The following is a 25,261-nucleotide window of genomic DNA, read 5'->3' as shown; positions in this document are numbered from 1 at the left end:
GGAACCGTGGTCCCCATCATGCCGGACGGTAAAACAGTGCGATCAATCACAAACCAGTTTGACGCACGTGCGTCCCGGGGCGTACGGCAGGGGGCCGATTGGGGGTGGATCCCCGATGGCCGGGGCGAATGCGCGGGGCGGGCACTGGGCCGGACGGGTGACGGGAACGCCGGTGAGCGTGCAGGCCAAGGGGGCTGACGGGGTGTCGGCAGGCCGTGATTCCGCTGTGGGCGAACAGGGTGAACGGGGCGGGTGTGGGCGGTGCGCCGGGGGAGTGGGGGTTTCCTGCACTTCGGGTTTCGGGCTTCGGGCTTCGGGCTTCAACCTTCGGGCCCCGCGCTTCGGACTCCGTACCGCCGGCTGCTGACCCCCGCCCCCCGGCTCCCGACCCCCGGCTGACGCCCTCTGGCCGCTGATCCGCTGTCTCCGGTTCGATCCGGCACTCGGGGTGGTCGATTGCATACCCCTACCTGGTATGTGGATTCGGGTTGACCACATACCCCCTAGGGGTATGTAATGCGTGTGTTGGCACGCCGTCGCCGGAGGTTGAGGAGGCCCCGCATGTCCGAATACCGAGACGGCAAGGGGCCGTCCCCCGCGCAGCCGACCGCGAAGGCGACGGCGAAGGCGACGGCGAAGGCGACCGCGAAGGCGCCGGCTCAAGGTCGCTGGGGAATCCCGGGCCGTTGTCCGCCCGATCCGCGCCCGGCCTTTCCCCTCCACCCCGAAATCGCTGAGGAGCACGCCATGAACACCGCCCTGAAGATCACCGCTTTCACCGCCGGCCTCGCCACCGTCTTCGGTACCGCGTACGGCATCGGCCACGCCGCCGGAGGCGTGTCCTCGAAGCCGTCCACCGCCGCGCACACCGGACACGCGGAGTCGCCCGCCGCACCTTCGGGCCCCGCGGCCCCGGACACAGGCGGTCCATCGAGCGGCGCCGGCCACCTACCCGGTGGCCTGCAGATCTCCGATCGCGGCTACACGCTCAGCCTCAATGACGCCTACGTCACCGCCGGCGGCCCCACCGACCTGCGCTTCCGGATCCTCGGAGCGGACGGCAAGCCCGTCACCGCCTACCGGCCCGCGCACGGGAAGGAGCTGCACCTCATCGTCGTCCCGCGCGACCTCTCCACCTTCCAGCACCTGCATCCCACCCGTGCCGCCGACGGCACCTGGCGCACCTCCGTCGCGCTGCCCGCGGCGGGCGAGTACCGCGTCCTCGCGGACTTCACCCCGGCGGGCGCCTCGCAGGGCCTCGCCCTCGGCGCCGATCTGCATGCCGCCGGCGAGCTGCGCCCCGTACCCCCTGCCAGGACGGGACGCACCGTCACCGTCGACGGCTACCGCGTCACCCTGACCGGCGAGCTCACCCCCGGCCGCTCGACCCGGCTCACGCTCACCGTCGCCAAGGACGGCAAGCCCGTGACGGACCTCCAGCCCTACCTCGGCGCGTACGGCCATCTGGTGGCCCTGCGGGCCGGCGACCTCGCCTACCTGCATGTCCACCCGGACGGTGAGCCGGGCGAAGCCGGCACCGCGCCGGGCCCGGACATCACCTTCACGACCACTGCGCCGAGCCGGGGCAGCTACCGCCTCTTCCTGGACTTCCGGCACGGGGGCACGGTCCGCACCGCCGCCTTCACGGTCGCCGCCGGTGACAAGCCGGTCCCGCAACCCACGGCCACCCCGACCGCATCGGCGCCCGCGGAACACGACGGCGATCACCAGCACTGACGCGCACGCAGCCCGGCACGCCTTCCCCTTCCACTTCCTCCCGCCACAGGAGCACACGGTCATGTCCGATCTCAACGCACCTCCCTCACCACGCCGCTGGACGGCTCTGGTCCTGATCGCCCTCGCCCAGTTCATGGTGATCATGGACACCTCGATCATCGGCGTGGCCCTGCCCGAGATGCAGACGGAGCTGGGCTTCTCGCAGGAGAACCTGTCCTGGGTCTTCAACGCCTATGTCGTCGCCTTCGGTGGACTGCTGCTGCTCGGTGGCCGGCTCTCCGATCTGCTCGGCGCCAAGCGTCTGTTCGCTGCCGGCTGGGTGGTCCTGGCCATCGGGTCGGCGATCGCCGGGCTGGCCGGCGAGGCCTGGGTCGAACTGGTCGGCCGGGCCGTCCAGGGCGCAGGCTCCGCCCTGATCGCACCCGCCGCACTGACCCTGCTGATGACCCTGTTCGGCGGGCGGCCCAAGGAGCTCACCAAGGCGTTCGCCCTGTACGGGGCGGCAGCCCCGGCCGGTGGCACCGCGGGCGTATTCCTCGGCGGCCTGATCACCCAGTACGCCAGCTGGCAGTGGGTCTTCTGGATCAACATCCCGGTCGCGCTCGGCGTCCTGCTCGCCGTTCCCGGCGTGATGCCGGCCGGCGCCGCCCGCCGCGGTTCGGTCGACTGGCTCGGCGCGGTGACCGTCACCCTCGGTCTGGCCGTCTCCGTCTACGCCGTGGTCCGCGCCCCGGAGACCGGATGGGGCTCGCCGGCCACCTGGCTCGTACTGGCCGCCGGCCTGCTGCTCATAGGCGCGTTCGTCGCGATCCAGGCCAGGCGCCGCGCACCGCTGATGCGGATCGGCATCTGGCGCAGCCCCAACCTGGCCGGCGCCAACCTCGCCCAGTTGCTGATGGCGGCCGCGTGGATCCCGATGTGGTTCTTCCTCAACCTCTACCTACAGCAGGTGCTGGGGCTCGAAGCGTTCGCCTCGGGTGCCGCCCTGCTGCCGATGACCGCCGCCACCATGCTGATGATGGTCGTGCTGGCACCCCCGCTGATCGCCCGCTTCGGCCCGAAGCCGCTGATCGTCACCGGGCTGCTGGCCCTGGCGGCCGGCATGGTCTGGCTCTCCTTCGTCCGGCCCGACGGCAGTTTCGTCGTGGACGTCCTGCCCGCCTCGCTGCTCGCCGCGGCGGGTATGTCGCTCGCCTTCATACCGTCGCTGGGCACCGCGCTCGCCATCCCCGACCCGGCGGAGGGCGGCCTCGCCTCCGGCATCGTCAACACCAGCTACCAGGTCGGTTCGGCCCTCGGCCTGGCCGCGATGACCGCGGTCGCCGCCGCCAACGGTGCCGGTGAACCCGGCAACCCGCAGGCCCTCACCGACGGCTTCTCCGCCGCCTTCCTCGGCGCGGCCGCCCTCGCCCTGGCCGGGGCGCTCGCCTCCGCCTTCACCATCCGCACCACCGCCCCCGCCGGTGACGCCCAGGCCGCCGGGGAGAAGGCCTCCGCCGCCGGCTGACCCGGGCAATGCGCGGGACGCCGGACCGGAACCACGGGCCGGCGTCCTGCCGCTTGCGTCACCGGGGCGACGGGAAATCGCGCAAGCGGAAGCGCGGCGCTCCCGACGGGATCATGAACGGGCCACGTGGGCACGCCCCTGCGGCGTAGCCTTCGGACATGGCAGAGAGCAAGGTCCGCAAGGCTGCGGTCAAACCGGCGGTGAAGGCGGCTGTGAAGCCGGCGAAGCCGGAGTCGCGCCTGGCGATGGTGCGGCGGGCGCGGAAGATCAACCGCATCCTGGCGGAGACGTACCCGTACGCACATCCGGAACTGGACTTCGAGAATCCGTTCCAGCTGCTGGTGGCCACCGTGCTGTCGGCGCAGACGACGGACCTCCGGGTGAACCAGACCACGCCCGCCCTCTTCGCCGCCTACCCCACCCTCGAGGACATGGCCGCCGCCGTCCCGGAGGAGATGGAAGAGATCATTCGGCCGACCGGCTTCTTCCGGGCCAAGACCAGGTCGCTGCTGGGCCTCTCCGCGGCTCTCCGGGACAACTTCGGCGGCGAGGTGCCTGGACGCCTCGAGGATCTCGTGACGCTGCCGGGGGTCGGCCGCAAGACCGCCAACGTCGTCCTCGGCAACGCCTACGGCGTACCGGGCATCACGGTCGACACCCACTTCGGCCGGCTGGTCCGCCGCTGGAAGTGGACCGAGCAGGAGGACCCCGAGAAGGTCGAGGCGGAGATCGCGGAGATCTTCCCCAAGAGCGAGTGGACGATGCTCTCGCACCGCGTCGTCTTCCACGGCCGCCGTATCTGCCACGCCCGCAAGCCCGCCTGCGGCGCCTGCCCGGTCGCCCCGCTCTGTCCTTCGTACGGCGAGGGCGAGACCGACCCCGAGAAGGCCCGGAAACTTCTGAAGTACGAGATGGGGGGCCGGCCGGGCCAGCGGCTGAACCCGCCGCCGGACTACCCCGGCATACCCGCTCCCGCACTGGGCGCCGGCTGACACGGCCAGGCGCTCCGGAACGAAATGCGCGGGGACAGGCGTTGTGAGACGAGGGGTGCCTATGAAGACGCATGAACACAGCACGGAGCAGCACGGCGGGGAACGACAGCACGGCGAGGAACGACAGCACGGCGCGGAAAAGCACAGTCCCGAGCAGCAGCGTCGCGCGGAACAGCACGGTGCGGAGCAGCAGCGTCGGGCGGAACAGCACGGCAGGGACGCGGCGGCCGGACGCGAGGCGGCCATCGACGTCACGACCGAGGGCCTGCCCGGCTGGCTGGACCCCGTGGCCCACGCCGCGCGGATCGTCGAACCACAACAGCTCAGCCGCTTCCTGCCGCCCGAGAGCGGTGCGGGACGCCAGTCCGCCGTGCTCGTCCTGTTCGGCGAGGGCGCGCGCGGTCCGGAGCTGCTCCTCATGGAGCGCGCCGGAAGCCTGCGCTCCCATCCCGGCCAGCCGTCGTTCCCCGGCGGCTCGCTGGACCCCGAGGACGGCGACCAGGCGACGACGGGGCCGCTGAGGGCCGCACTGCGCGAGGCGGAGGAGGAGACGGGCCTCGATCCGCACGGGGTGCAGATCTTCGGCGTGCTGCCCCGGCTCTACATCCCCGTGAGCAGCTTCGTGGTGACGCCCGTACTCGGCTGGTGGCGCTCGCCCAGCCCGGTCGGCGTCGTCGACCCGGGCGAAACGGCCCGTGTCTTCACGGTGCCCGTGGCGGATCTCACGGACCCGGCCAACCGGGTGACGGCCATCCATCCCAGCGGCCACCGAGGCCCGGCATTTCTGGTCGAATCCGCACTCGTATGGGGGTTCACCGCAGGGGTGATCGACCGGATTCTGCACTTCGCGGGCTGGGAGCGCCCCTGGGACAGGGCCAAGCAGGTGCCGCTCGACTGGCGCGCATGACAGGCTGACACTCGTGCTCCACGGCTCCGGGTCCGCCCGGACCTCGGAGCCGTACGGGCCCGGTGACGAATCTGCGAGGCTATAGACGGTGAACGTGCTGGACATCCTGCTGCTGGCCGGCGCCGTGTGGTTCGCGGTGATCGGCTACCGCCAGGGTTTCGTCGTCGGCATTCTGTCGGTGATCGGGTTCCTGGGCGGCGGTCTCGTCGCCGTCTACCTGCTGCCCATCCTGTGGGACCAGATGACGGACGGCTCCGAGGTCTCCTCGACCGCCGCCATCGTCGCGGTCGTCATCGTGATCGTGTGCGCCTCGGTGGGCCAGGCCTTCACCACCCATCTGGGCAACAAGCTCCGCCGGTACATCACGTGGTCGCCCGCGCGCGCCCTCGACGCGACCGGCGGTGCCCTGGTCAATGTCGTCGCGATGCTGCTGGTGGCCTGGCTGATCGGTTCCGCGCTGGCCGGCACCTCTCTGCCGACGCTGGGCAAGGAGGTCCGTAACTCCTCCGTCCTGCTCGGCATTTCCCGGGTGATGCCGCCCCAGGCCTCCACCTGGTTCACGGACTTCTCCTCGGTCCTGGCGCAGAACGGCTTCCCGCAGGTCTTCAGCCCGTTCGCCAACGAGCCGATCACCGAAGTCAGCGCCCCCGACCCGGCTCTGGCCGGCAGCGCCGTCGCCGCCCGCGCCAAACAGTCCATCGTCAAGGTCGTCGGTACGGCCCCGAGCTGCGGCAAGGTCCTCGAAGGCACCGGATTCGTCTTCTCCGACCGCCGGGTCATGACCAACGCCCACGTCGTCGGCGGCGTCGACGAGCCGACTGTCCAGATCGGCGGCCAGGGACGGCTGTACGACGCGAAGGTCGTCCTCTACGACTGGCGGCGCGACATCGCCGTACTCGACGTACCGGACCTCGACGCGAAGCCGCTGCGGTTCACCGACACCGACCATGACGCCGAGACGGGCAACAGCGCCATCGTCGCGGGCTTCCCGGAGAACGGCTCGTACGACGTACGCTCCGCGCGGGTCCGCGCCCGTATCGACGCCAGCGGCCCCGACATCTACCACCGGGGCACCGTCCGCCGCGATGTGTACTCGCTCTACGCGACGGTCCGGCAGGGGAACTCGGGCGGTCCGCTGCTGACTCCCGAAGGCAAGGTGTACGGAGTCGTGTTCGCCAAGTCGCTCGACGACCCCGACACGGGGTACGCCCTGACGGCCGACGAGATCCGCCAGGACATCGCACAGGGCCGCACCGCCAACCAGCAGGTCGACAGCCAGGCCTGTGCGCTCTAGGTACGCCGACCCGGACAGAGCCGCCGGGAGCCGGCAGCCGGAAGACGTGAGCCGGAGGGCGTGAAGCCGGAGGGCGTGAAGCCGGAATGTGCTCGCCGAGATCGCGCCCTCCTGGAAACCGTCAGGCCCCTCTGGAAACCGTCAGGTCCCCCGGGACCCTACGGGCCTCGGGGGTCGCGTCGGCCCCGTGCGGATCCGTGGGTCATCCGCGCGGATGACGCAGCCGCGCCGAGACCCAGCGGGCCCGGCGGCGGAGAATGCGCGGAATGCCGAGCCGGGGATCATGCAGGACATGCATAGCGTGCACCCGGCCCGGGGGGCCGCCCCCCTCGTGAGTGCCCGGAACCGCCGTGGCGGTCGAGCGACGATTGCGTGCTGTGTCACCGAAGTCGTGCGTCCAGCCCATACCCGGACGTCTGCCCGTGACGCATGGTCGGTAACCGCCCATCCGTCAGCCAATTGGCCTATGCGTCAGGCAAGTGGCTGTTCGTAGGACACGCGTGCCTTTCGGTTAGCGGTCGGGCTCGGAATCCTTGAGCCAGCTGATGAGTTCGGCCGAGAATCCGGCCGGATCCTCCTCGTGGGGGAAGTGCCCGAGACCATCGAAAAGTCGCCACCGGTACGGTGCCTCGACATACTCGCCGGACCCCGCCGAACTCCGGGTGCGGACCGCCGGATCGAGTGAACCGTGCAGATGCAGCGTCGGCACCCGCACCGGCCGCTTCATGCGCCGGTTGAACTGGATGCCGTCCGGGCGCGCCAGCGAGCGCACCATCCAGCGGTACGGCTCGATCGAGCAGTGTGCCGTCGACGGAATGGACATGGCGCGCCGGTAGACGTCCACCGCCGCCTCGTCGGGGAAGTCGGCCGTCCCCGGCCCCGCCCATTCGCGGATCAGCCGGCCGACCAACGCCGCGTCGTCCGCCACGAGCTGACGCTCCGGCACCCATGGCCGCTGGAAACCCCAGATGTACGAACCGGCCCGGGACTGAGCGAAGTCGGAGAGCATCGAGGAGCGCCACCGCCGCGGATGGGGCATCGAGGAGACCACCAGCCGGCGCACCAGCTTCGGGCGCATCACCGCGGCCGTCCAGGCCAGGTAACCGCCCATGTCATGGCCGACCAGGGCGGCGTCCGGCTCGCCGAGCGACCTGATCACGCCGGTGATGTCGAGCGCCAGGTTGGCGGGGTCGTAACCCCGCGGCGTACGGTCGCTGCCGCCCACCCCGCGCAGGTCCATCGCGACGGCCCGGAAGCCGGCGTCGGCGAGCGCGGGAAGCTGATGGCGCCAGGTCCACCAGAACTGCGGGAAACCGTGCAGCAGGAGGACCAGCGGCCCTTCACCCATTTCGGCGATGTGGAAGCGGGCACCGTTGGCCGCGACATCACGGTGGGTCCAGGGGCCGTCGAGGCGCACGGGCCCGCCGGACGAGGCCGTGGGGCTCAGCCGGCCGGGAGGAGCCGGTGCGGCCGGGGCGGAGGCAGGGTCTGCCGGGCCGGCCGGCTCTTCGTGGCCCGCCCGGTCTTCCGGGCCGCCCACTGGGCCGAACGCGCTGGAATCGGGGACCGTCATGTGGACGAGCGTGCCACAGCCGACGACTTGTCCTGAACCGGACGGTTCTCGATGGCCTTGTCCGCAAGCGTGCTGCCACCCAGCGGCAGGATCGCGTCCGCGCCGATGCTCGCACGCGGGTGCGGCTTGACGCCCTGCAGCACGGCGGCGGTCTGCCTGGCCGACGCGATGGACTTCTCCGGCGGCTTGACCTTCTTGAACTTGGCGTAACCGAAGAGCGCGAGCAGGATCCCGAGCAGAATGAACGCGCCGCCCACGATCAGGAACGACCAGGCGAGGCCCAGCCCCAGGTTGTGGATTCCGTACGCGGCCGCGAAGCTCAGCACCGGGATCGCGAACAGGATCAGCACACCGGTGACGATGAACGCCACGCTGCCGATGACGCCGCGCTTGACGTCCTGCCGCACCTCGGCCTTGGCCAGGGCAATCTCGTCGTGCACCAGTGCCGACAGTTCGGCCGTCGCCGAGGCGACCAGCTGGCCGAGACTGCGGTCGGCGCTGCCCGCGTAATTGCCGGGGTCGCTCATCCCTGACTCCCTCTCCTGTTCAACACATCCGATGTCAGATCATGCCGGACTGTCCGGCTCACTGCTCGCTGCCCCCGCCAGTTGGGCAAGGCGGCGGTGCTCGGCCGCCTTCTTCTCGTAGATCGCGGCCATCCGCAGGTGGTACTGCGGGTCGTCCTGTTCGTAGATGTCCGGCACCCCGGAACCGTCCTCGTCGAGTTCCTCGGCATCGGACATCGCCCGGTATCTGCGTACCCGGAGTTTGAGCAGTACACCGGAGATTACGGCGGCAATCAGGGAGCCGAGCAGTACCGACGCCTTGATCTCGTTGATCATTTCGTCATTACCGGCGAAGGCGAGTTCGCCGATCAGCAGGGAGACGGTGAAGCCGATACCGGCGAGCGAGGCGACCGCGAAGACATCGGCCCAGGCCAGGTCCTTGTTCAGCTCCGCCTTGGTGAACCGGGCGGCCAGCCATGTTCCGCCGAAGATCCCTATGGTCTTGCCGACGACGAGTCCCAGAACGACACCGAGCGTTTCGGGCCGGGTGAACACGCCGGCCAGCGCGTCGCCGGAGAGCGATACCCCGGCGGCGAAGAGCGCGAACAGGGGAACGGCGACGCCGGCCGACAGCGGGCGGACCAGGTGCTCGATGCGTTCGCCGGGCGAGTGGTCCTCGCCGTCGCGCCGGGTGCAGCGCAGCATGAGCCCCATGGCGACACCGGCGATGGTGGCGTGGATGCCGCTGTTGTACATCAGCCCCCAGATGACCAGGGCGAGCGGTACGTAGATGTACCAGCCGCGCACATTCAGGCGCAGCAGCACATAGAAGACGGCCAGGCCGGCGAAGGCGCCGATGAGCGCGAGGAAGTCGATGTTCTCGGTGAAGAAGACCGCGATGATCAGGATGGCGAAGAGGTCGTCGACGACGGCGAGGGTCAGCAGGAACGCGCGGAGCGCGGACGGCAGCGAGGTGCCGATGACCGCGAGGACGGCGAGCGCGAAGGCGATGTCGGTGGCCGTGGGGACGGCCCAGCCGTCCATGGATCCGTCGCCGACCGTGTTCGCCAGGGCGTAGACCACGGCCGGTACGGCCATGCCGCAGAGCGCGGCGACGACCGGGAGGACGGCAGCCTTGGGATCGCGCAGCTCACCCGCGACGAGTTCGCGCTTGAGTTCGACGCCCGCGACGAAGAAGAAGACCGCGAGCAGTCCGTCGGCCGCCCAGTGCGCCACGGAGAGATGGAGACCCAGTGCTCCGGGCCCGAAGTGGAACTGGCTGACGGCCGAGTAGCTCGATCCGAAGGTGTTCGCCCAGACGAGCGCCGTCACGGCGGCGACCAGCAGGATGATTCCGCCGACGGTCTCCGTACGCAGGGCGTCGGCGAGGTAGTTCCGCTCGGGGAGCGACAGGCGCCCCAGGAAGGTGCGGCGGGAGGAAGGGGGTGCGGGGGTGGGCGCGGCCACGGGTGGAGACCTCCGGGTCGGTACGGCAGCGATGGCATGGCTGATGCACTTGCCGACCAGACTTCCCGGCACACCCTGTGGAGATTTCTTATCGTTTTATTAACCAGCTGCCACTGTACCTGGGGTGTGCGGGGCCGTATGCGGTGATCTTCACCCTAGATGCCCGAAGGGCATTCGGCGCGCTGCCGAATGCCCTTCGGGGATGTGTGCTGCTCGCCGGTTCACAGTCCTCGGACTTTCCCAGTCCTCGGACTCTCGGCCCATGGACTCTCAGTCCTCGGACGAGGAGGACGGCAGCTGGGTCTGGATGAGGTCCATGACCGAGGAGTCGGTCAGCGTCGTGACGTCCCCCAGGGCCCTGTTCTCCGCGACGTCACGCAGCAGGCGCCGCATGATCTTGCCCGAGCGGGTCTTGGGCAGCTCGGCCACCGGCATGATCCGCTTCGGCTTGGCGATCGGGCCGAGCGTCGTGCCGACGTGGTTGCGCAGCTCCGCGACCAGGTCGTCGGAAGCCGTCGCCGTACCTCGCAGGATCACGAACGCGACGATGGCCTGGCCGGTCGTCTCGTCCGCGGCGCCGACCACGGCGGCCTCGGCGACCGCCGGGTGCGACACGAGCGCCGACTCGACCTCGGTGGTCGAGATGTTGTGCCCGGACACCAGCATCACGTCGTCGACGCGGCCGAGCAGCCAGATGTCGCCGTCGTCGTCCTTCTTGGCACCGTCGCCCGCGAAGTACTTGCCCTCGAAGCGCGACCAGTAGGTGTCGAGGAACCGCTGGTCGTCGCGCCAGATGGTGCGCAGCATCGACGGCCACGGCTCGGTGAGGACCAGGTAGCCGCCTCCGCCGTCCGGGACCTCACGCGCCTCGTCGTCGACGACGGTGGCACTGATACCCGGCAGTGCGCGCTGGGCACTTCCCGGCTTGGTCTCCGTGACGCCGGGCAGCGGCGAGATCATCATCGCGCCCGTCTCGGTCTGCCACCAGGTGTCCACGATCGGGCACTTGTCGGCGCCGATGTGCTTGCGGTACCACATCCAGGCCTCGGGGTTGATCGGCTCACCGACCGAACCGAGGACGCGCAGCGACGACAGGTCGAACTTGGCGGGGATGTCGTCACCCCACTTCATGAACGTGCGGATCGCGGTCGGCGCGGTGTAGAGGATCGTGACGCCGTACTTCTGGACGATCTCCCAGAAGCGCCCCTGGTGCGGGGTGTCGGGCGTGCCCTCGTACATGACCTGCGTCGCACCGTTGGCCAGCGGGCCGTAGACGATGTAGGAGTGTCCGGTCACCCAGCCGATGTCGGCGGTGCACCAGTAGACGTCGGTCTCCGGCTTGAGGTCGAAGACCGCGTGGTGCGTGTACGCCGCCTGCGTGAGGTAACCGCCGGAGGTGTGCAGGATGCCCTTGGGCTTCCCGGTCGTGCCCGACGTGTAGAGGATGAAGAGCGGCTGCTCCGCCTCGAACGCCTCGGGGGTGTGCTCGGTGGACTGACGGGCGGTGATCTCGTGCCACCAGACGTCGCGTCCCTCGGTCCAGGCCGTGTCCTGGCCCGTCCGGCGGACGACGAGGACGTGCTCGACGCTGTCGATACGGGAGACGGCGTCGTCGACAGCGGGCTTGAGCGCTGAGGGCTTGCCGCGCCGGTAACCGCCGTCGGAGGTGATGACGACCTTCGCGTCCGCGTCCTGGATGCGGGTGGCGATGGCATCGGCGGAGAAGCCGCCGAAGACGACCGAGTGCGCGGCACCGATGCGGGCGCACGCCAGCATCGCGACGGCGGCCTCGGGGATCATCGGCAGGTAGACGGCGACGCGGTCGCCCTTGCCGACACCGAGCTCGGTGAGGGCGTTGGCGGCCCGCGAGACCTCGTCCTTCAGCTCTGCGTAGGTGATGGCCCGGCTGTCGCCGGGCTCGCCCTCGAAGTGGATGGCGACCCGGTCGCCGTTGCCCGCCTCGACGTGACGGTCCACGCAGTTGTACGCGACATTGAGCTTCCCGTCCGCGAACCACTTCGCGAAGGGCGGGTTGCTCCAGTCGAGCGTCTCCGTCGGCTCGGTGGCCCAGGTCAGGCGGCGGGCCTGCTCGGCCCAGAAGCCCAGCCGGTCCGCCTCGGCCTGCTCGTACGCCTCCGCTGTGACGTTGGCGTTCGCGGCCAGATCGGCAGGCGGTGCGAACCGCCGCTCCTCTTTGAGCAGATTGGCCAGACTTTCGTTGCTCACGACATCTCCCATTCCCAGGGTGTCCGTTGTGTCCCGGGGCATAGCTCATCAGGCCAGGGGCCGGGTGACAAGTGTCTGCCAGGAATTGGTTTAGACCTGTGTTTCGTGTATGGGGCCACGATCCCGCTTCCGCGGCGGGTGGAACGGTGCATCGGGGTGCCGTGCGGAGTGCGGTGTGCAGGGGTGAGCACGGTGCACGGTGCGCGGCGACGCGGAAGCGGGACCACAAGGTCTCACGGACCCGGAGTGCCTGCGGTTCAGGCGCCGGTACGAGCCAACTCGGCGGGATCGGCGGGATCGGCGGGATCGGCGGGATCGGCGGGATTGGCGGGACCGCACTGCCCGGATCTGGTGTGCGGGTCGTGGGGGTCGTGCAGCGTGTACGGGGCGTAGGGATCGGCCGGGCCGATCCGGCTGAACACCTCGTCGAGGCCGCTGCCGGCACTCGCGCCCTCGGCCAGGAGATACGACTGGGCCTCGGCCACGTGGAAATACATGCCGTGCAGTTGCAGCGTGCCTTCGGCGAGGCGTCGCGCCACCGAATCGTGGGCCCGCAGATGGTCGAGTTGCTGGACCACATTGGTGAGACAGAGCTGCTCCACCGCATCGGCAGGCAGCCGGCCGGAGATCCGGGCCCATACATGCTGTCGTGAGGCCATCCGCTCCAGGCTGGGGAGCCCGTGCCGAAGCCAGCGCCACAGAGAGGTCTCCGGAGTCTCCGGTCGGGAGCCGAGCAGCGCGTTCATCGCTCCGCAGCCGGAGTGGCCGCAGACAGTGATGGACTCGACGCCCAGCACATCCACCGCGTACTCGATCGCCGCACCGACCGAGTGGTCACCGGCCTCGGCTTCCGGTGGCGGTACGAGATTGCCGATGTTCCGCACGGTGAACAGGTCGCCGGGTCCACTTGCCGTGATCATGCTCGTCACCAGGCGGGAATCCGCGCAGGTGATGAACAGCTGGGACGGGCGCTGGCCCTCCTCAGCCAGTCGCGCCAGCTCCTCACGTACCAGCGGAGCCGTATTGCGCTGGAACGAGCTGAGACCGCTGACCAGACGGTGCCCACCGCTCAGGCGCGGGGGAGCAGGGGGGTGATCGGGTGTGTAGTCCGGTGCACGGCCGGGGGCCCGGCGGAGGTCGGCGCCGCCGACGATCGGCAGGGGCAAGGACGGGGCCGGAGCCGGGGGCGATGTCTGGGACCTGGTTTGGGGCTTGGCTGGGGACTTGGTTTGGGGCTTGGCTGTGGTCGTGTCCGGCTGTGGGGCCGGGCCATGGGCGGTGGCCGGAACCGTCGCGGCGTCCCGAGCGGGGTCGGGTGCCGCATCGGGCGCGGCAACGGGATCACTGCCGCTGCTGTGAGCGCGCAGGGCGGGGGGCGTATCCGGACCAGTGGCGACGCCCGTCGGGATGACCGCGGCTGCGTCGCCCCCGGCAATGCCACGGTCCGGGCTGCCTGCACTGTCTTCATGGCGTGTGCTGCCTGCGTTGAGGACCGTGGCGAGGCCGGTGGAGTCTCTGTCGGACCGGCCTGCGAGGACCCCGGCGAGGACCCCTGCGAGGGGCACGTGTTCGGGGCGGTCATGGCAGTGGTGGTTGCGCCAGGGCGTCCATGGGCGGCAGCAGGAGTGCGCTGCGGAGGCGGGCTCGGCGATCCGGCCGCCGGACCTGCCGGTGAAGACGACCCGGCCGCCGTGGGCGCCATGGGCGGTGCTCCAGTCCTGGATCGCCTCGTACGCGGCATGGTCCATGAAGAAGCCGTCCAGTTCGACGACCACGTCCGCGTCCTGGGGCAGCCGGCCCAGTGCCCGGCTGAGCCGTGGCACCGCCAGGAACGTCAACTGGCCTCGTACGACAACGAGGTGCTGCCCGTTCTGTTCGGAGACGGAGATCCTTGTCCGGGCCAGTCGGTGCAGGGCGACGGCCACAGCCACGGCGATGCCGATGACGACGCCCTTGAGGACGCCGAAGAGCAGTACACCGGTGATCGTCGCGCCGTACACCAGGAATTCCCGGTGCCTGTGGACGTTGCGGATGTGCGCGAAGCTCACCATCTGGACGCCGACCATCATCACGAGCGCACCGAGCGCGGCCAGCGGGATCCACTCCAGCGCGGTGACGAGCAGACCGGTGGCGAGCAGAACCCAGACGCCGTGCAGCACGGTGGAGGCACGGCCGGTCGCCCCGGCCCGTACATTCGCCGAGCTGCGCACGGCGCCGCCGGAGACCGCCAGACCACCCAGCAGGCCCGATACCGCGTTGGCGATGCCTTGCGCGCGCAGCTCCCGGTCGAGGTCGGAGCGTTTGACCGGCAGGGGTGCCGCGGTGAGGGTGGTCTCGTCGGAACCGGCGGTTCCGTCGCCCGGCCGGGTGCCGCCGGGCGGGCCGGTCGCTCCGGCCGAGCGCTCGCGGTTCCGGTCGGCGGCGAGCTTGTCCACGGCGACGGCGGCGAGCAGGGATTCCAAACTGGCCACCAGCATCATCGTGAATACAGCTGTGGCCAGTCCGAGCACCGGGCCCTGTGGCATCTCGGGCAGTGCGTGCGAGCGCCAGGACGGCAGATCGACGCGTGCGATCGACGGTGCCGCGAACGCCGCCACCGCCGTTGCCAGGGCAACGGACGCCAGGGCTGCCGGGACCCGGCGCAGGAGCCGCCCGGCCCGCCCCGGGAGCCGTGGCCACAGCACCAGAACCGCGATCGTGAGTGCACCGATCAGTGGTGCGGCCGGTCCGACGCGCTCCAACTGGGCAGGGAGGTGAAGGACGTTGGATACGGCGGTGCTCTGCGGTGAACCGCCGAGCACGATGTGCAGCTGAGCGAGTGCGATCGCCACGCCGATGCCGGCAAGGGTGCCGTGCACGATGGCGGGGCTGACGGCGAGCGCGCTGCGCGCCGTCCTCAGCGAACCCAGCAGGAGCTGCAGCAGGCCCGCGCCGATGGTGATCGCGCAGGTGGTGCGCCAGCCGTAGATCTGGATCAACTCGGCTGTCACCACGGTCAGTCCGGCGGACGGGCCGGACACCTGGAGCGGTGTCCCGCCCAGCAGTCCGGCGACGATGCCGCCGACCGCCGCGGAGATGAGGCCGGCTTCCAGGGGTGCGTCCATGGCGACGGCCAGGCCGAGCGACATGGGGATGGCGAGAAGAAAGACAGTGATCGATGCGGACAGATCGGCGCCCGCAATGCGGAATCGTCCACCGCGCTTCGGCGGCGGGCTGTGTGGTCGCTTGATCCCCGACGACCGGGGAGGGCGCGAACTTCGGGATGAGTGGTCATGACGAGTGGGGACGCAGGCAGACATGTTTCCCGTCTCCTCCGGGGCAGCGCGGTCGCGGAACGTGGGACGCGGCCGTGGGTCACGGCGTGCAGCGGCGGGATATCTCAACTCTCAGTAAACAGATCGTAATGGAGAGTAAAGATGCGTGTCCAGGATTACGGGCAAATGGTCCATTCAACCACCCATTCCAGTGAATAGGCAGCTTTTCGTGCGGCCTGTCGTCCGGATCTTTGTGCAGTGCGTGCGACTTTGACCGCGCCGTGTCGGCACCCGGCGCAAGCTACCTGCAAGGAAGAGGGTGGGCGGATGATGGCCGCCACGAAGAGGATCGCTTTGGGCGTCATGGCCCTTGTACTGCTCGCGGGAGCGGCAGGATGCGCCGGGTCGGGCTCCGGTTCGCCCGTGTCCGGCCCCGGTGTCGCGAACGGCGCCGCCGGAGCGAAGAAGAAGGCGCCCGAAGCGGCCCCCAAGAGCGCGCTCCGCCTCATCGGTGACGGTTCCACCGCGTTCACGGGCGCCCAGCCGAAGCAGCCGGCGGTGCAACGGCTGGCGCCGGGCCGTAAACCTCCGCAGTTCGTGGTGTTCTCGTGGGACGGTGCGGGGGAGGACAGCCAGCGACTCTTCTCGCACTTCCGCGAGGTGGGCAAGAAGTACCACGCGAACATGACGTACTTCCTCAGCGGCGTTTACCTGCTGCCCGAGTCGAAGCGCATGCGCTACGACCCGCCCAAGCACAACGCCGGCAGCTCCGACATCGGCTTCAACGACACGGAGGGCATCCGGAACACCCTCACCCAGATCCGCGGTGCCTGGCAGGACGGCAACGAGATCGGCACCCACTTCAACGGCCACTTCTGTGGCGAGGACGGTGGCGTCGGCACCTGGTCGGTCGAGGAGTGGAAGAGCGAGATCAACCAGGCCAAGTCCTTTGTGAAGGGCTGGAAGACGAACGACCCGGCCCTCGGCGGAGAGAAGGCGCTGCCCTTCGACTACGACAAGGAACTCATCGGCGGCCGCACCCCCTGCCTCGAGGGGCAGAAGAACATGGTGGCGGCGGCGCGATCCATGGGCTTCCGCTACGACTCCAGTGGAGTCAACGACCAGGTCTGGCCGAAGAAGAAGGGCGGCATCTGGGACCTGTCCATGCAGCTTGTCCCGGTGCCGGGGCGCGAGTTCGAGACGCTGTCGATGGACTACAACTTCATGTTCAACCAGTCCGGTACGACGCAGGGCGACCCCGACGAGCACGAGTACTGGGGCGATCAGATGCGCGACGGCCTGGTCCAGGCCTTCGGCCGCGCGTATGACGGAAACCGTGCACCACTGATCATCGGCAACCACTTCGAGTCCTGGAACGGCGGCACGTACATGCGCGCCATCGAGGAGACAATCGAGACGGTCTGCACCAAGGAGGACGTGCGCTGTGTGTCCTTCAAGCAGCTGGCGGACTGGCTGGACGCACAGGATCCGGCGGTGCTCGCGAAGCTCGGCACGCTGAAGGTCGGCAAGGCCCCGAAGGCCGGCTGGGCCGCGTATCTCGAGGGGGCTGCGAGCCCCGGCAAGGACGGGACCGCGACCAAGGCGCCCGCAGAATCCGCGGGGGAACCCGCCGACCGCTAAGGGCTGTCCGACGGATCCGGGCCGGGCATGCCCATGGTGAGGCCTTCGCCGGCGATGTCGTCACCGACTGCCGCCTTCCCGCCGGGTGCGGCTGCTGCGGACCGGCGCGACCGGCGCCGGGCGGACCTGTCTGGCCCGCCCGGCGCATCCGGCCGCCGAAGGAATGCCCGTTCCGGATCCGGCCGTGGCTTCGGGCGGTCAGGCCGGCTGTACGGCCTCGGCGTGGACGAGCCGCTCGTCCAGCACGAAAGCGGGGTCGACCTGGGCGGCCAGATCGGCCCCGGTCTTCTCGTTGCCCCAGCTCTCCGCGTTCTTCAGGTGGAAATGGACCATCTGCCGCGTGTACCGATCCCAGTCGCGCCGGGCGTACGAGTCCTCCGCGGCGTTCTGCAGGGACTGCAGGGCCATTCTGTTGTCCGCCTCGAGCAGCTCGAAACGGGCGGGGCGGCCCTTCTCCATGGCCCGCACCCAGTCGGAGTGGCCGACGGATACCAGCAGGTCGTCGCCGACCTCGTCGCGCAGGAACTCCAGGTCGTCCTCGCCCTGCACCTTGTTTCCGACGACCTTCAGCTCGACCCCGAAGTCCCGCGCGTACTCCTTGTACTGGCGGTAGACCGAGACTCCCTTGCGGGTCGGCTCGGCAATGAGAAAGGTCATGTCGAAACGGGTGAACATCCCGGAGGCGAACGAGTCCGAGCCGGCGGTCATGTCGACCACGACATACTCCTCGGGGCCGTCGACGAGGTGGTTCAGGCAGAGTTCGACTGCGCCAACCTTGGAGTGGTAGCACGCCACTCCCAGATCCGACTCGGTGAACGGCCCGGTGGCCATCAGCCGGATGTCCCCGTCGTCGAGCCGGACCGTGCGAGCACAGGCGTCGTAGACCGGGTTGTCCTCGCATACGCGCAGCAGCCGTGATCCCTCGCCCGGCGGCGTTGTCTTGATCATTGTCTCGGCGGAGGCGATGCGCGGGTTGCTGCCGCGCAGATACTCCTTGATCAGGGGCAGCTGCGCTCCCATGGCAGGCAGCGCAGCGGACTCCTCCTCGTCGAGGCCGAGGGCGGCCCCGAGGTGCTGGTTGATGTCGGCGTCCACCGCGACGACGTGGGCCTCATTGGCGGCAAGGTGGCGGATGAAGAGCGAGGACAGCGTGGTCTTGCCGCTGCCGCCCTTCCCTACAAAAGCGATCTTCATGTTCACCTAGGGTAGTCGAGCGATCGCGTTGCGCTGTTGAACTTCGTGAAGAAGGCCACTCGGACCTAGCGCCTGTGCGTCGGGCGCGTAGCCTCGCTACTTATGAGTACGACTTCCTCTGACCCGCTTGCCGCTCTGGGCGCTCTGCCGGGGGTGACCGATGCGGTGGACTCCGTGCGCAAGGCCGTCGACCGCGTCTACGGTCATCGAGTCATGCGGCGCCGCAGTAACGAGGTCACTGCGGAGGCGGCCCTGCGGGGTGCCCGCGGATCCGCCGCTCTCTCCGGCGCCGACTGGAATCTGGAGGAGGTGCGCAGGCGTACCGACTTCAGTGGTGACGGCGAGGCGCATGTGATCGGGGCGGCCTTGCGGTTGACCGCGGAGGCGGGCCAACTGCTTTCCATCTGGCGGCAGTCGCCGCTGCGAGTCCTGGCGCGCCTGCATCTCGTGGCGGCCGGCGGCGCCGCACCCGAAGACGCTGTGGGGAGGCCCCGGCTGGCGGGTGAGCCGGTGGACGAGCCTCTGATCGAAGCGCCGCTGCCGGATGCCGACGAGGTCGCCGGGCGGCTTGAAGGCCTCAGCGGGCTCATTCTTTCGGGGAGTGAGGCGCCCGCTCTGGTGACGGCTGCGGTCGTGCACGGCGAACTGCTCGCTCTTCGCCCCTTCGGCTCGTACAACGGCCTGGTGGCACGTACCGCTGAGCGCATCGTGCTGATCGGGAGCGGGCTGGACCCCAAGTCGATCTGCCCGGCCGAGGTGGGCCATGCCGAGCAGGGGTGGGCGGCCTATGTCGCGGCCTTCGAGGGCTATGCGTCGGGAACGCCGGAGGGTATGGCGCTCTGGATCGCCCACTGCGGGCGTGCGGCGGAGCTGGGGGTCAGGGAATCGACAGCGGTGTGCGAGGCTCTCCAGCGCGGCGCGGCGTAGCGCGGCGGAACGAGGGGCGTTCCCGTGGGCCGAGCGGCATTCCCGTGGGCCGAGCGGCATTCCCGCCGGCTCCCGGCCGCCCCGGCGAAATGGGTTGCGGCGGTACCGTCCTCGGTACCGCCGCTGGCATGTCCACCCAGTTACCAAGCGTCCTCGATATATGCCCATCAGGTCGGATGCTTAGCCCGTTCCTGGTGCGGCTGGCCCGTAATCGACGGGTCGACGTCGCGTGGGTGCCCGGTTTTCATGCGCGGTCCGTGGGGCCGTCTCTGCGTTACAGGTCATCCTCACGGATGTCCTTGGTCTCGCGGGCCGTTGAGTCCTTTGTACTCCCCGGGACGGGCGAGCGGTAGTGGAGGCCGCACTTCTTTACTTTTAGGTTCAATTACGGACGAGTCGGTTCAATCAGGTCGTGCGGGGCGATCGGATGGTGCGGAGCCGGTCCATGGGCCCGGGTCACGCGGAAACCGGGGCGGCTCGGCGCCGGGCGGTGTACCAGACGAGGCCCGCAGTGAGGGCGGCTGCGCCCACAGCAGCCGCGGCCATGAGCGCCGGACGTGGCGGCAGTGAGAGTGCGGGCACCCGCTGCTTGAGCCGGACGGGGCGGTCGAAGACGAGAATCGGCCATTCCCGGAGAGTCGCCTCGCGGCGCAGCGCGCGGTCGGGATTGACCGCGTGCGGGTGGCCGACGGACTCCAGCATCGGCACATCGGTCGCGGAGTCGCTGTACGCGTAGCAGCGGGCCAGGTCGTAGCCCTCCGACACGGCGAGCGCTCTGATGGCCTCGGCCTTCGTCGGCCCGTACGCGTAATACTCCACCTCGCCGGTGAAGCAGCCGTCGTCGCCTACGACCATGCGGGTGGCGACGACGCGGTCGGCGCCGAGCAGCTCGCCGATCGGTTCGACGACCTCGGCGCCCGAGGTCGAGACGATCACCACATCGCGTCCGGCGGTGTGATGTTCCTCGATGAGCGTCGCCGCTTCGTCATAGATGATCGGGTCGATCAGATCGTGCAGGGTCTCGGCGACGATTTCCTTCACCTGCTGCACGTTCCAGCCCTTGCAGAGCGCTGAGAGGTATTCGCGCATCCGCTCCATCTGGTCGTGATCCGCGCCCCCGGCAAGGAACACGAACTGTGCGTACGCGGTGCGCAGTACGGCGCGGCGGTTGATCAGTCCGCCTTGGTAGAAGGACTTGCTGAAGGTCAGCGTCGAAGACTTCGCAATGACCGTCTTGTCCAGGTCGAAGAAGGCTGCCGTGCGCGGCAAGAAGCGGTTTTCCACAAGGCAGAGCATAGGGGCCCACCATTCGGCGTAAACCCCGGCGCGTGGGTTTGCCTGAGAAGGGCCTCGGGTACACCATGGAAGTCACGGATCGTTCGCGACCGTGCTAACCCGGTCCGACTCCTCCCCCCCCCGAGTCGGCCGTGGGGACGACCCCCGCTCTCCCCCCCGGCGGGGGTCGTCGCATGTCCGGACGTGGTTCTGCCGCTCGGAATCAAGCACTTCTTCACCCTCCCGGCCGCGACGGCCCAGTTTTTCCCTCGATGTGCACCAGCATGCTTCGTCACGGTGCGTAATGGAAGGGGTGCTCTCCGGATGTCACCGGTGTGAGCTACGAAGTTATTCACAACGGTGGAGTTGTCCACCGTTTTTGAGCAAGATCCACACGATTCCCCGAAGCACTGCACCGTGATTCCACCCGTGAAGTCCGCGGGTCCGGAATCACCGTTCTCGGAACAGTCCGAGATCGCCGCGAACGGCGGTGAAGGTGAGTGAAGAAGGGGGTCGAGAGCGTGGCTGAATCCAGCGCACGGGATCGTCTGCCGGCCGTCGAGGCGCGACGGGGCGGACCGTTGATCGTGACCGAGGACGTGGAACTGCTCGACGATCTGCTGAGGCTGTGCGCGGCCGCCGGGGCGGAGCCCGAGGTTCATCACACGCTGCCCGACCGCAGGGGAGGCTGGGAGCAGGCCCCCATGGTTCTCGTCGGCGACGATGCGGCGGTGCGGTGCCGCGGGGCAGCACGCAGGCGGGGCGTGATGCTCGTGGGGCGGGACCAGGACGCCCCCGATGTCTGGCGCCGTGCCGTGGAGATCGGGGCCGAGTACGTGCTGCGGCTGCCCGATTCGGAGAACTGGCTCGTCGATCAGATTGCCAACGCGGCAGAAGGCGTCGGCCGGCCCGCTCTCACCGTCGGGGTGATCGGCGGCCGGGGTGGTGCCGGTGCTTCCACTCTCGCCTGTGCTCTGGCGGTGACCGCGGCGAGGATCGGGCGACGGACCATGCTGATCGACGGCGATCCGCTGGGCGGCGGCATCGATGTACTGCTCGGCGGCGAACGGGCGCAAGGAATGAGGTGGCCTGATTTCGCCCATTCCAAAGGGCGAGTCGGTGGCGGTGCCCTGGAGGAGTCGCTGCCCGCATTGCACGGCCTGCGGGTGCTCAGCTGGGGCCGCGACGACTGGGTGGTCATCCCGCCCCAGGCGATGCGGGCGGTTCTGGCCGCCGCGCGCAGGCTCGGCGGGGTGGTGGTGGTCGATCTGCCGCGCCGGGTGGACGAGGCAGCGGCCGAAGCTCTGGCGCAGCTGGATCTCGGCCTGGTGGTGGTCCCCGGGGAGCTGCGGGCTGTCGCGGCGGCGAAACGGGTGGCGTCGATGGCCGGGATGGTTCTCGACGACCTGCGTGTCGTAGCGCGTGGGCCGTACGCATCCGGACTCGACGAGCAATGGGTGGCTCACGCCATGGGGCTTCCGCTGGCCGGTGAGCTACCCGTGGAGGCGGGGCTGTCGGCCGAGCTGGACGCGGGGGCTCCCCCTGGCGGCAGTGCCCGCGGGCCGCTTGCCAGGTTCTGCTCCGAATTCTGGGACCGGGCCCTCGCCGGCGAGGGCGTCGGCAGGCCCGCTGCCGGAGGTGTGTCATGACCGAGGCCCTGCTCGACGCAGTGAGGCAGCGGCTGGCACAGAGCGGCGCCGCGCCGACCCCGGCCGGTGTCGCGGCCGCGCTGCGGGCGCAGGGACGGCTGCTCGGCGATGCCGAAGTGCTGGGGACGGCGGACGAGTTGCGTGGTGAGTTGATCGGGACCGGCGTGCTGGAACCACTCCTCGCCGATCCTGCGGTCACCGACGTCCTGGTGTCGGCCCCCGACCGGGTGTGGGTGGACCGTGGCGGCGGCCTCGAACTCACTGAGGTGACCTTCGCCGACGCGGCCGCGGTCCGCAGGCTTGCGCAGCGGCTCGCGGCCGTGGCGGGCCGGCGGCTCGACGACGCCAGGCCCTGGGTGGACGCGAGGCTTCCGGACGGGACCCGCATGCATGCCGTGCTGCCCCCGGTGTCGGTCGGATCGACGTGCCTGTCGCTGCGGGTGGTCAGGCCAAGGGCCTTCTCGCTGGGGGAGCTGGTCGAGGCGGGGACCGTTCCGCCAGGTGGCGACCGGTTGCTGAGGGCGTTGGTGGAGGCCCGGGTCTCCTACCTCATCAGCGGCGGGACCGGCGCGGGAAAGACAACGCTCCTTTCGAGCCTGCTGGGGGCGGTGGGGAACCGCGAGCGGATTGTGCTCGCCGAGGACTCGGCCGAGCTCCGGCCGGACCATCCGCACGTGGTGCGGCTCGAATCGCGCCCTGCGAATCAGGAGGGTGCCGGGCGGGTGACGCTCAGGGACCTGGTGCGACAGGCCCTGCGCATGCGCCCCGACAGGCTGGTGGTCGGGGAGGTGCGGGGTGCCGAGGTCACCGAACTGCTGGCCGCTCTGAACACTGGCCATGAAGGTGGTTGCGGGACGGTTCATGCCAACGCGGCCGAGCATGTCCCGGCCCGGCTGGAGGCCCTTGGGACCGCGGCCGGGCTGGACCGGACGGCGCTGCACAGCCAGTTGGCAGCGGCTCTGTCGGTGGTGGTTCATCTCGTACGGGACCGGACAGGGCGACGTCGGATCGCGGAGGTCCACGTGCTGGAGCGGGATGAGGCGGGGCTCGTGGTCACCGTACCGGCGCTGCGCTGGGGCGCGGAGGGATTCGAACGGGAGCGGGGCTGGGAGCGGTTGCGGTCGCTTGTCGGAGGCGGGCTGTGACCGGGGCGCCGGAGGCGGTGTACGGCGCGGCGCTGTGTGCGGGGGCGGCAGCCTGCCTGCTGTTGGCGGGACAGGGGCAGGGGCTGCGGAGAGCGCGGGTGCTGCTCGCGGACGGAGTCGCCGAGTCGCCGTTACGGGAGCGCTGGGCGAGCCGCCGGAGCCGGTTCCAGCAGTGTCTGAGGGACCGGCAGGAGTGGTTGTGCCTGCCGGTGGCCCTGGTCCTTGCCGTTCTCGGCGGGTCCGTGCTGCCGGTGATCGCGGGGGCCGTCGCGGTGCCCGTGGTGAGGCGGTGGCTGCGGGGAAGGCGGCTGCGCAAGGACCGGGAGCGTCGGGCCGACGGGGTGGTGGACCTGTGCGGTGCGCTGGTGGGTGAGCTGAGGGCCGGGCACGAGCCGGGGCAGGCGCTGCTCGTCGCCGTTCGCGGTACGGGGGTGCTGGGTGCGGCCGGGCCCGGGGTATCGGCCGCCGCGAGGTTCGGGGGCGATGTTCCGGGAGCGCTGGGACAGGCGGCGTGCCTGCCGGGACTGGACGGGCTGGCCGGAGTGGCTGCTTGCTGGCGGGTGGCGGTGGACGGCGGGGCAGGGCTTGCGGCCGGTCTGGACCGGCTGGAGGTCGCGCTACGGGCCGAGCGGCGTCGGCGGGAGGAGTTGCGGGCACAGCTGGCCGGAGCATGGTCGACGGTCGCGGTGCTGGCCTTGCTTCCGGTGCTCGGCATGGGGCTGGGGGCAGCGCTGGGGGCGGATCCGCTGAGGGTGTTGCTCCACAGTCCGGCTGGGTTGGTCTGTCTGGCGCTAGGTGGATTGCTGGAGGCGACCGGCCTTGTCTGGGCCGCCCGGATCGTCCGGGCCGGAGAAGCGGGATGACGGCCCTGGTCGGTGAAGTCGCCCGCACAGCGGGGGTGGCAGGGGCGGTGCTGGGTGTGCTTTCCCAGCTGGTCCTCTCGCTGGCGCGGCGCAGGACGGGGCGTCGTGTGCGGCGCCGGGGCCTGATGCTCCTTGCTGTGACTCCGGCAGCCTCCGCAGGTGGTCGGGGTCCGGCGGGCATGCGCCTGCTGCGGATCGGGATGCCGGTGTCCGTTGCCGGGGCCAGGCAGGGGGCGGCGGTGCTGGGCGCTGTGCTGACCGGCTGGATTCTGGTGGGCGGCCCGGCGGGGTGGGTGGCCGGTCTGGCGGCGGCGTACGGCACCTGGCGGTGGCAACGGGCTCGGCCGGGGCGGGCCCGGCGAGCCGCTGCCGCGCAGGCGTCCGGGGCGGCGGAGTCCGCCCGCCAGCTTCCGCTGGCAGCCGATCTGCTGGCGGCCTGCATCTCCGCCGGCGCAGGTCCGAGGGAGGCGGCCGAGGCGGTGGGTGAGTCGCTGGGCGGGCCGGTCGGCGAACAGCTTTCACGCACGGCGGCGGAGATCCGGCTCGGTGGCGATCCCGCCGTCGCCTGGGGGAGGTTCGGGGAGATACCGGGTGCTGCAGCTCTGGCCCGCTGCCTGGACCGGGCCGGCTCGACCGGCGCTCCCGCAGCGGAGCCGGTCTCCCGCCTCGCCGAAGGCATGAGGGCCGAGCGGGCGAGCGCGGCGGTGGCTCGGGCCCAGCGGGCAGGCGTTTTGATCACTGCGCCCGTTGGCCTCTGCTTCCTTCCCGCATTCCTGGTGATCGGGGTGGCGCCTGTGGTGATCGGGCTGGCGAAGGGATTGCTGCACTCCTGATCAGCCGAAAAGACGCTACTGAAGATGATTTCGACATGGAAAATGGATTTCGTGGGGGTATGGGAATGATGCAGAAAATCATGACCTGGATGCGAGGCGTGGCACGCAAGATCCGGGCGGACACCGGAATGACGACGTCCGAATACGCCGTGGGGACGATTGCTGCATGCGCGTTTGCCGCGGTGCTCTACAAGGTGGTCACCAGCGCACCGGTCATGGCGCAGTTGCAATCGCTGCTGAAGGGCGCACTCGATGCGAAATTCTGACGGCG

The 25,261-nt window shown here is 70.0% G+C and carries 20 protein-coding genes; 12 read left to right on the top strand and 8 right to left on the bottom strand.

The genetic code is table 11. The annotated features are described in order from the left end of the window. The first annotated feature begins 561 nt into the window (after nucleotides 1–561). The 5 genes from OG782_RS16505 (at nucleotide 562) to OG782_RS16485 (ending at nucleotide 6,437) form a co-directional block, all read left to right on the top strand. Nucleotides 562–1,737: a hypothetical protein gene (locus OG782_RS16505; RefSeq protein ID WP_406451658.1), complete on the top strand. Its 1,176-nt coding sequence runs from the start codon at nucleotides 562–564 to the stop codon at nucleotides 1,735–1,737. Between the two features lie 61 nt (nucleotides 1,738–1,798). Next, on the top strand, nucleotides 1,799–3,244 hold the full coding sequence (locus tag OG782_RS16500) for an MFS transporter (protein WP_406451656.1): 1,446 nt from the start codon (nucleotides 1,799–1,801) through the stop codon (nucleotides 3,242–3,244). A 158-nt stretch (nucleotides 3,245–3,402) separates the two neighbouring features. Beyond that, a complete protein-coding gene (nth, locus tag OG782_RS16495; RefSeq protein WP_406451654.1) occupies nucleotides 3,403–4,236 on the top strand; it encodes an endonuclease III in 834 nt (277 codons plus the stop codon). Between the two features lie 61 nt (nucleotides 4,237–4,297). Next, complete coding sequence (locus tag OG782_RS16490) at nucleotides 4,298–5,143, top strand: NUDIX hydrolase (RefSeq protein WP_406451652.1); 846 nt, start codon at nucleotides 4,298–4,300, stop codon at nucleotides 5,141–5,143. 88 nt (nucleotides 5,144–5,231) lie between these two features. After that, entirely contained in the window at nucleotides 5,232–6,437 is a 1,206-nt protein-coding gene (locus OG782_RS16485) for a MarP family serine protease (RefSeq protein WP_406451650.1), read from the top strand. Between the two features lie 202 nt (nucleotides 6,438–6,639). Here OG782_RS16485 and OG782_RS16480 read toward each other — a convergent pair whose 3' ends face one another. From OG782_RS16480 to OG782_RS16455, 6 genes are all read right to left on the bottom strand, one after another. Further along, nucleotides 6,640–6,843 (bottom strand): hypothetical protein, encoded by a 204-nt coding sequence (locus tag OG782_RS16480; protein ID WP_406451649.1) that lies wholly within the window; start codon nucleotides 6,841–6,843, stop codon nucleotides 6,640–6,642. Between the two features lie 105 nt (nucleotides 6,844–6,948). Beyond that, entirely contained in the window at nucleotides 6,949–8,010 is a 1,062-nt protein-coding gene (locus tag OG782_RS16475; RefSeq protein ID WP_406451647.1) for an alpha/beta fold hydrolase, read from the bottom strand. After that, nucleotides 8,007–8,537: a phage holin family protein gene (locus tag OG782_RS16470; protein ID WP_406451645.1), complete on the bottom strand. Its 531-nt coding sequence runs from the start codon at nucleotides 8,535–8,537 to the stop codon at nucleotides 8,007–8,009. The genes OG782_RS16475 and OG782_RS16470 overlap by 4 nt, the downstream gene beginning before the upstream one ends. A 39-nt stretch (nucleotides 8,538–8,576) precedes the next feature. Continuing rightward, a complete protein-coding gene (nhaA, locus tag OG782_RS16465) occupies nucleotides 8,577–9,983 on the bottom strand; it encodes a Na+/H+ antiporter NhaA (RefSeq protein ID WP_406451643.1) in 1,407 nt (468 codons plus the stop codon). A gap of 270 nt (nucleotides 9,984–10,253) precedes the next feature. Further along, a complete protein-coding gene (gene acs / locus OG782_RS16460) occupies nucleotides 10,254–12,251 on the bottom strand; it encodes an acetate--CoA ligase (protein WP_406451641.1) in 1,998 nt (665 codons plus the stop codon). Nucleotides 12,252–12,466: 215 nt separating this feature from the next. Next, complete coding sequence (locus OG782_RS16455) at nucleotides 12,467–15,508, bottom strand: SulP family inorganic anion transporter (protein WP_406451639.1); 3,042 nt, start codon at nucleotides 15,506–15,508, stop codon at nucleotides 12,467–12,469. Between the two features lie 282 nt (nucleotides 15,509–15,790). Between OG782_RS16455 and OG782_RS16450 the strand changes: the two genes are divergently transcribed. Further along, complete coding sequence (locus tag OG782_RS16450) at nucleotides 15,791–17,104, top strand: hypothetical protein (protein WP_406451637.1); 1,314 nt, start codon at nucleotides 15,791–15,793, stop codon at nucleotides 17,102–17,104. 198 nt (nucleotides 17,105–17,302) lie between these two features. Here OG782_RS16450 and OG782_RS16445 read toward each other — a convergent pair whose 3' ends face one another. Then, nucleotides 17,303–18,298, bottom strand: a complete 996-nt coding sequence (locus OG782_RS16445) for an ATP-binding protein (RefSeq protein WP_406451635.1) — start codon at nucleotides 18,296–18,298, stop codon at nucleotides 17,303–17,305. A gap of 102 nt (nucleotides 18,299–18,400) precedes the next feature. Between OG782_RS16445 and OG782_RS16440 the strand changes: the two genes are divergently transcribed. Continuing rightward, entirely contained in the window at nucleotides 18,401–19,225 is an 825-nt protein-coding gene (locus OG782_RS16440) for an oxidoreductase (RefSeq protein ID WP_406451633.1), read from the top strand. Between the two features lie 456 nt (nucleotides 19,226–19,681). Here OG782_RS16440 and OG782_RS16435 read toward each other — a convergent pair whose 3' ends face one another. Beyond that, complete coding sequence (locus tag OG782_RS16435; RefSeq protein WP_406451631.1) at nucleotides 19,682–20,521, bottom strand: HAD family hydrolase; 840 nt, start codon at nucleotides 20,519–20,521, stop codon at nucleotides 19,682–19,684. 500 nt (nucleotides 20,522–21,021) lie between these two features. Between OG782_RS16435 and ssd the strand changes: the two genes are divergently transcribed. Genes ssd through OG782_RS16410 form a run of 5 tightly spaced genes read left to right on the top strand, consistent with a single transcriptional unit; the run spans nucleotide 21,022 to nucleotide 25,256 of the window. After that, entirely contained in the window at nucleotides 21,022–22,149 is a 1,128-nt protein-coding gene (gene ssd, locus OG782_RS16430; protein WP_406451629.1) for a septum site-determining protein Ssd, read from the top strand. Then, nucleotides 22,146–23,294 carry a TadA family conjugal transfer-associated ATPase gene (locus OG782_RS16425; protein WP_406451627.1) on the top strand — a complete coding sequence of 383 codons (1,149 nt, stop codon included), beginning with the start codon at nucleotides 22,146–22,148 and terminating at the stop codon, nucleotides 23,292–23,294. The genes ssd and OG782_RS16425 overlap by 4 nt, the downstream gene beginning before the upstream one ends. Continuing rightward, on the top strand, nucleotides 23,291–24,157 hold the full coding sequence (locus OG782_RS16420) for a type II secretion system F family protein (protein ID WP_406451625.1): 867 nt from the start codon (nucleotides 23,291–23,293) through the stop codon (nucleotides 24,155–24,157). Before OG782_RS16425 ends, OG782_RS16420 begins: the two co-directional genes overlap by 4 nt. After that, entirely contained in the window at nucleotides 24,154–24,990 is an 837-nt protein-coding gene (locus OG782_RS16415) for a type II secretion system F family protein (protein WP_406451623.1), read from the top strand. Before OG782_RS16420 ends, OG782_RS16415 begins: the two co-directional genes overlap by 4 nt. Before the next feature lie 59 nt (nucleotides 24,991–25,049). After that, nucleotides 25,050–25,256 (top strand): DUF4244 domain-containing protein, encoded by a 207-nt coding sequence (locus OG782_RS16410; RefSeq protein WP_406459107.1) that lies wholly within the window; start codon nucleotides 25,050–25,052, stop codon nucleotides 25,254–25,256. The last annotated feature ends 5 nt before the right edge of the window (nucleotides 25,257–25,261 follow it).

The sequence above is a fragment of the Streptomyces sp. NBC_00876 genome (assembly GCF_045207435.1).
In the GTDB taxonomy this organism is placed as follows: Bacteria; Actinomycetota; Actinomycetes; order Streptomycetales; family Streptomycetaceae; genus Streptomyces.
The sequence above is the reverse complement of the archived record's forward strand: the minus strand, read 5'-3'. Positions and strand labels throughout refer to the sequence as shown.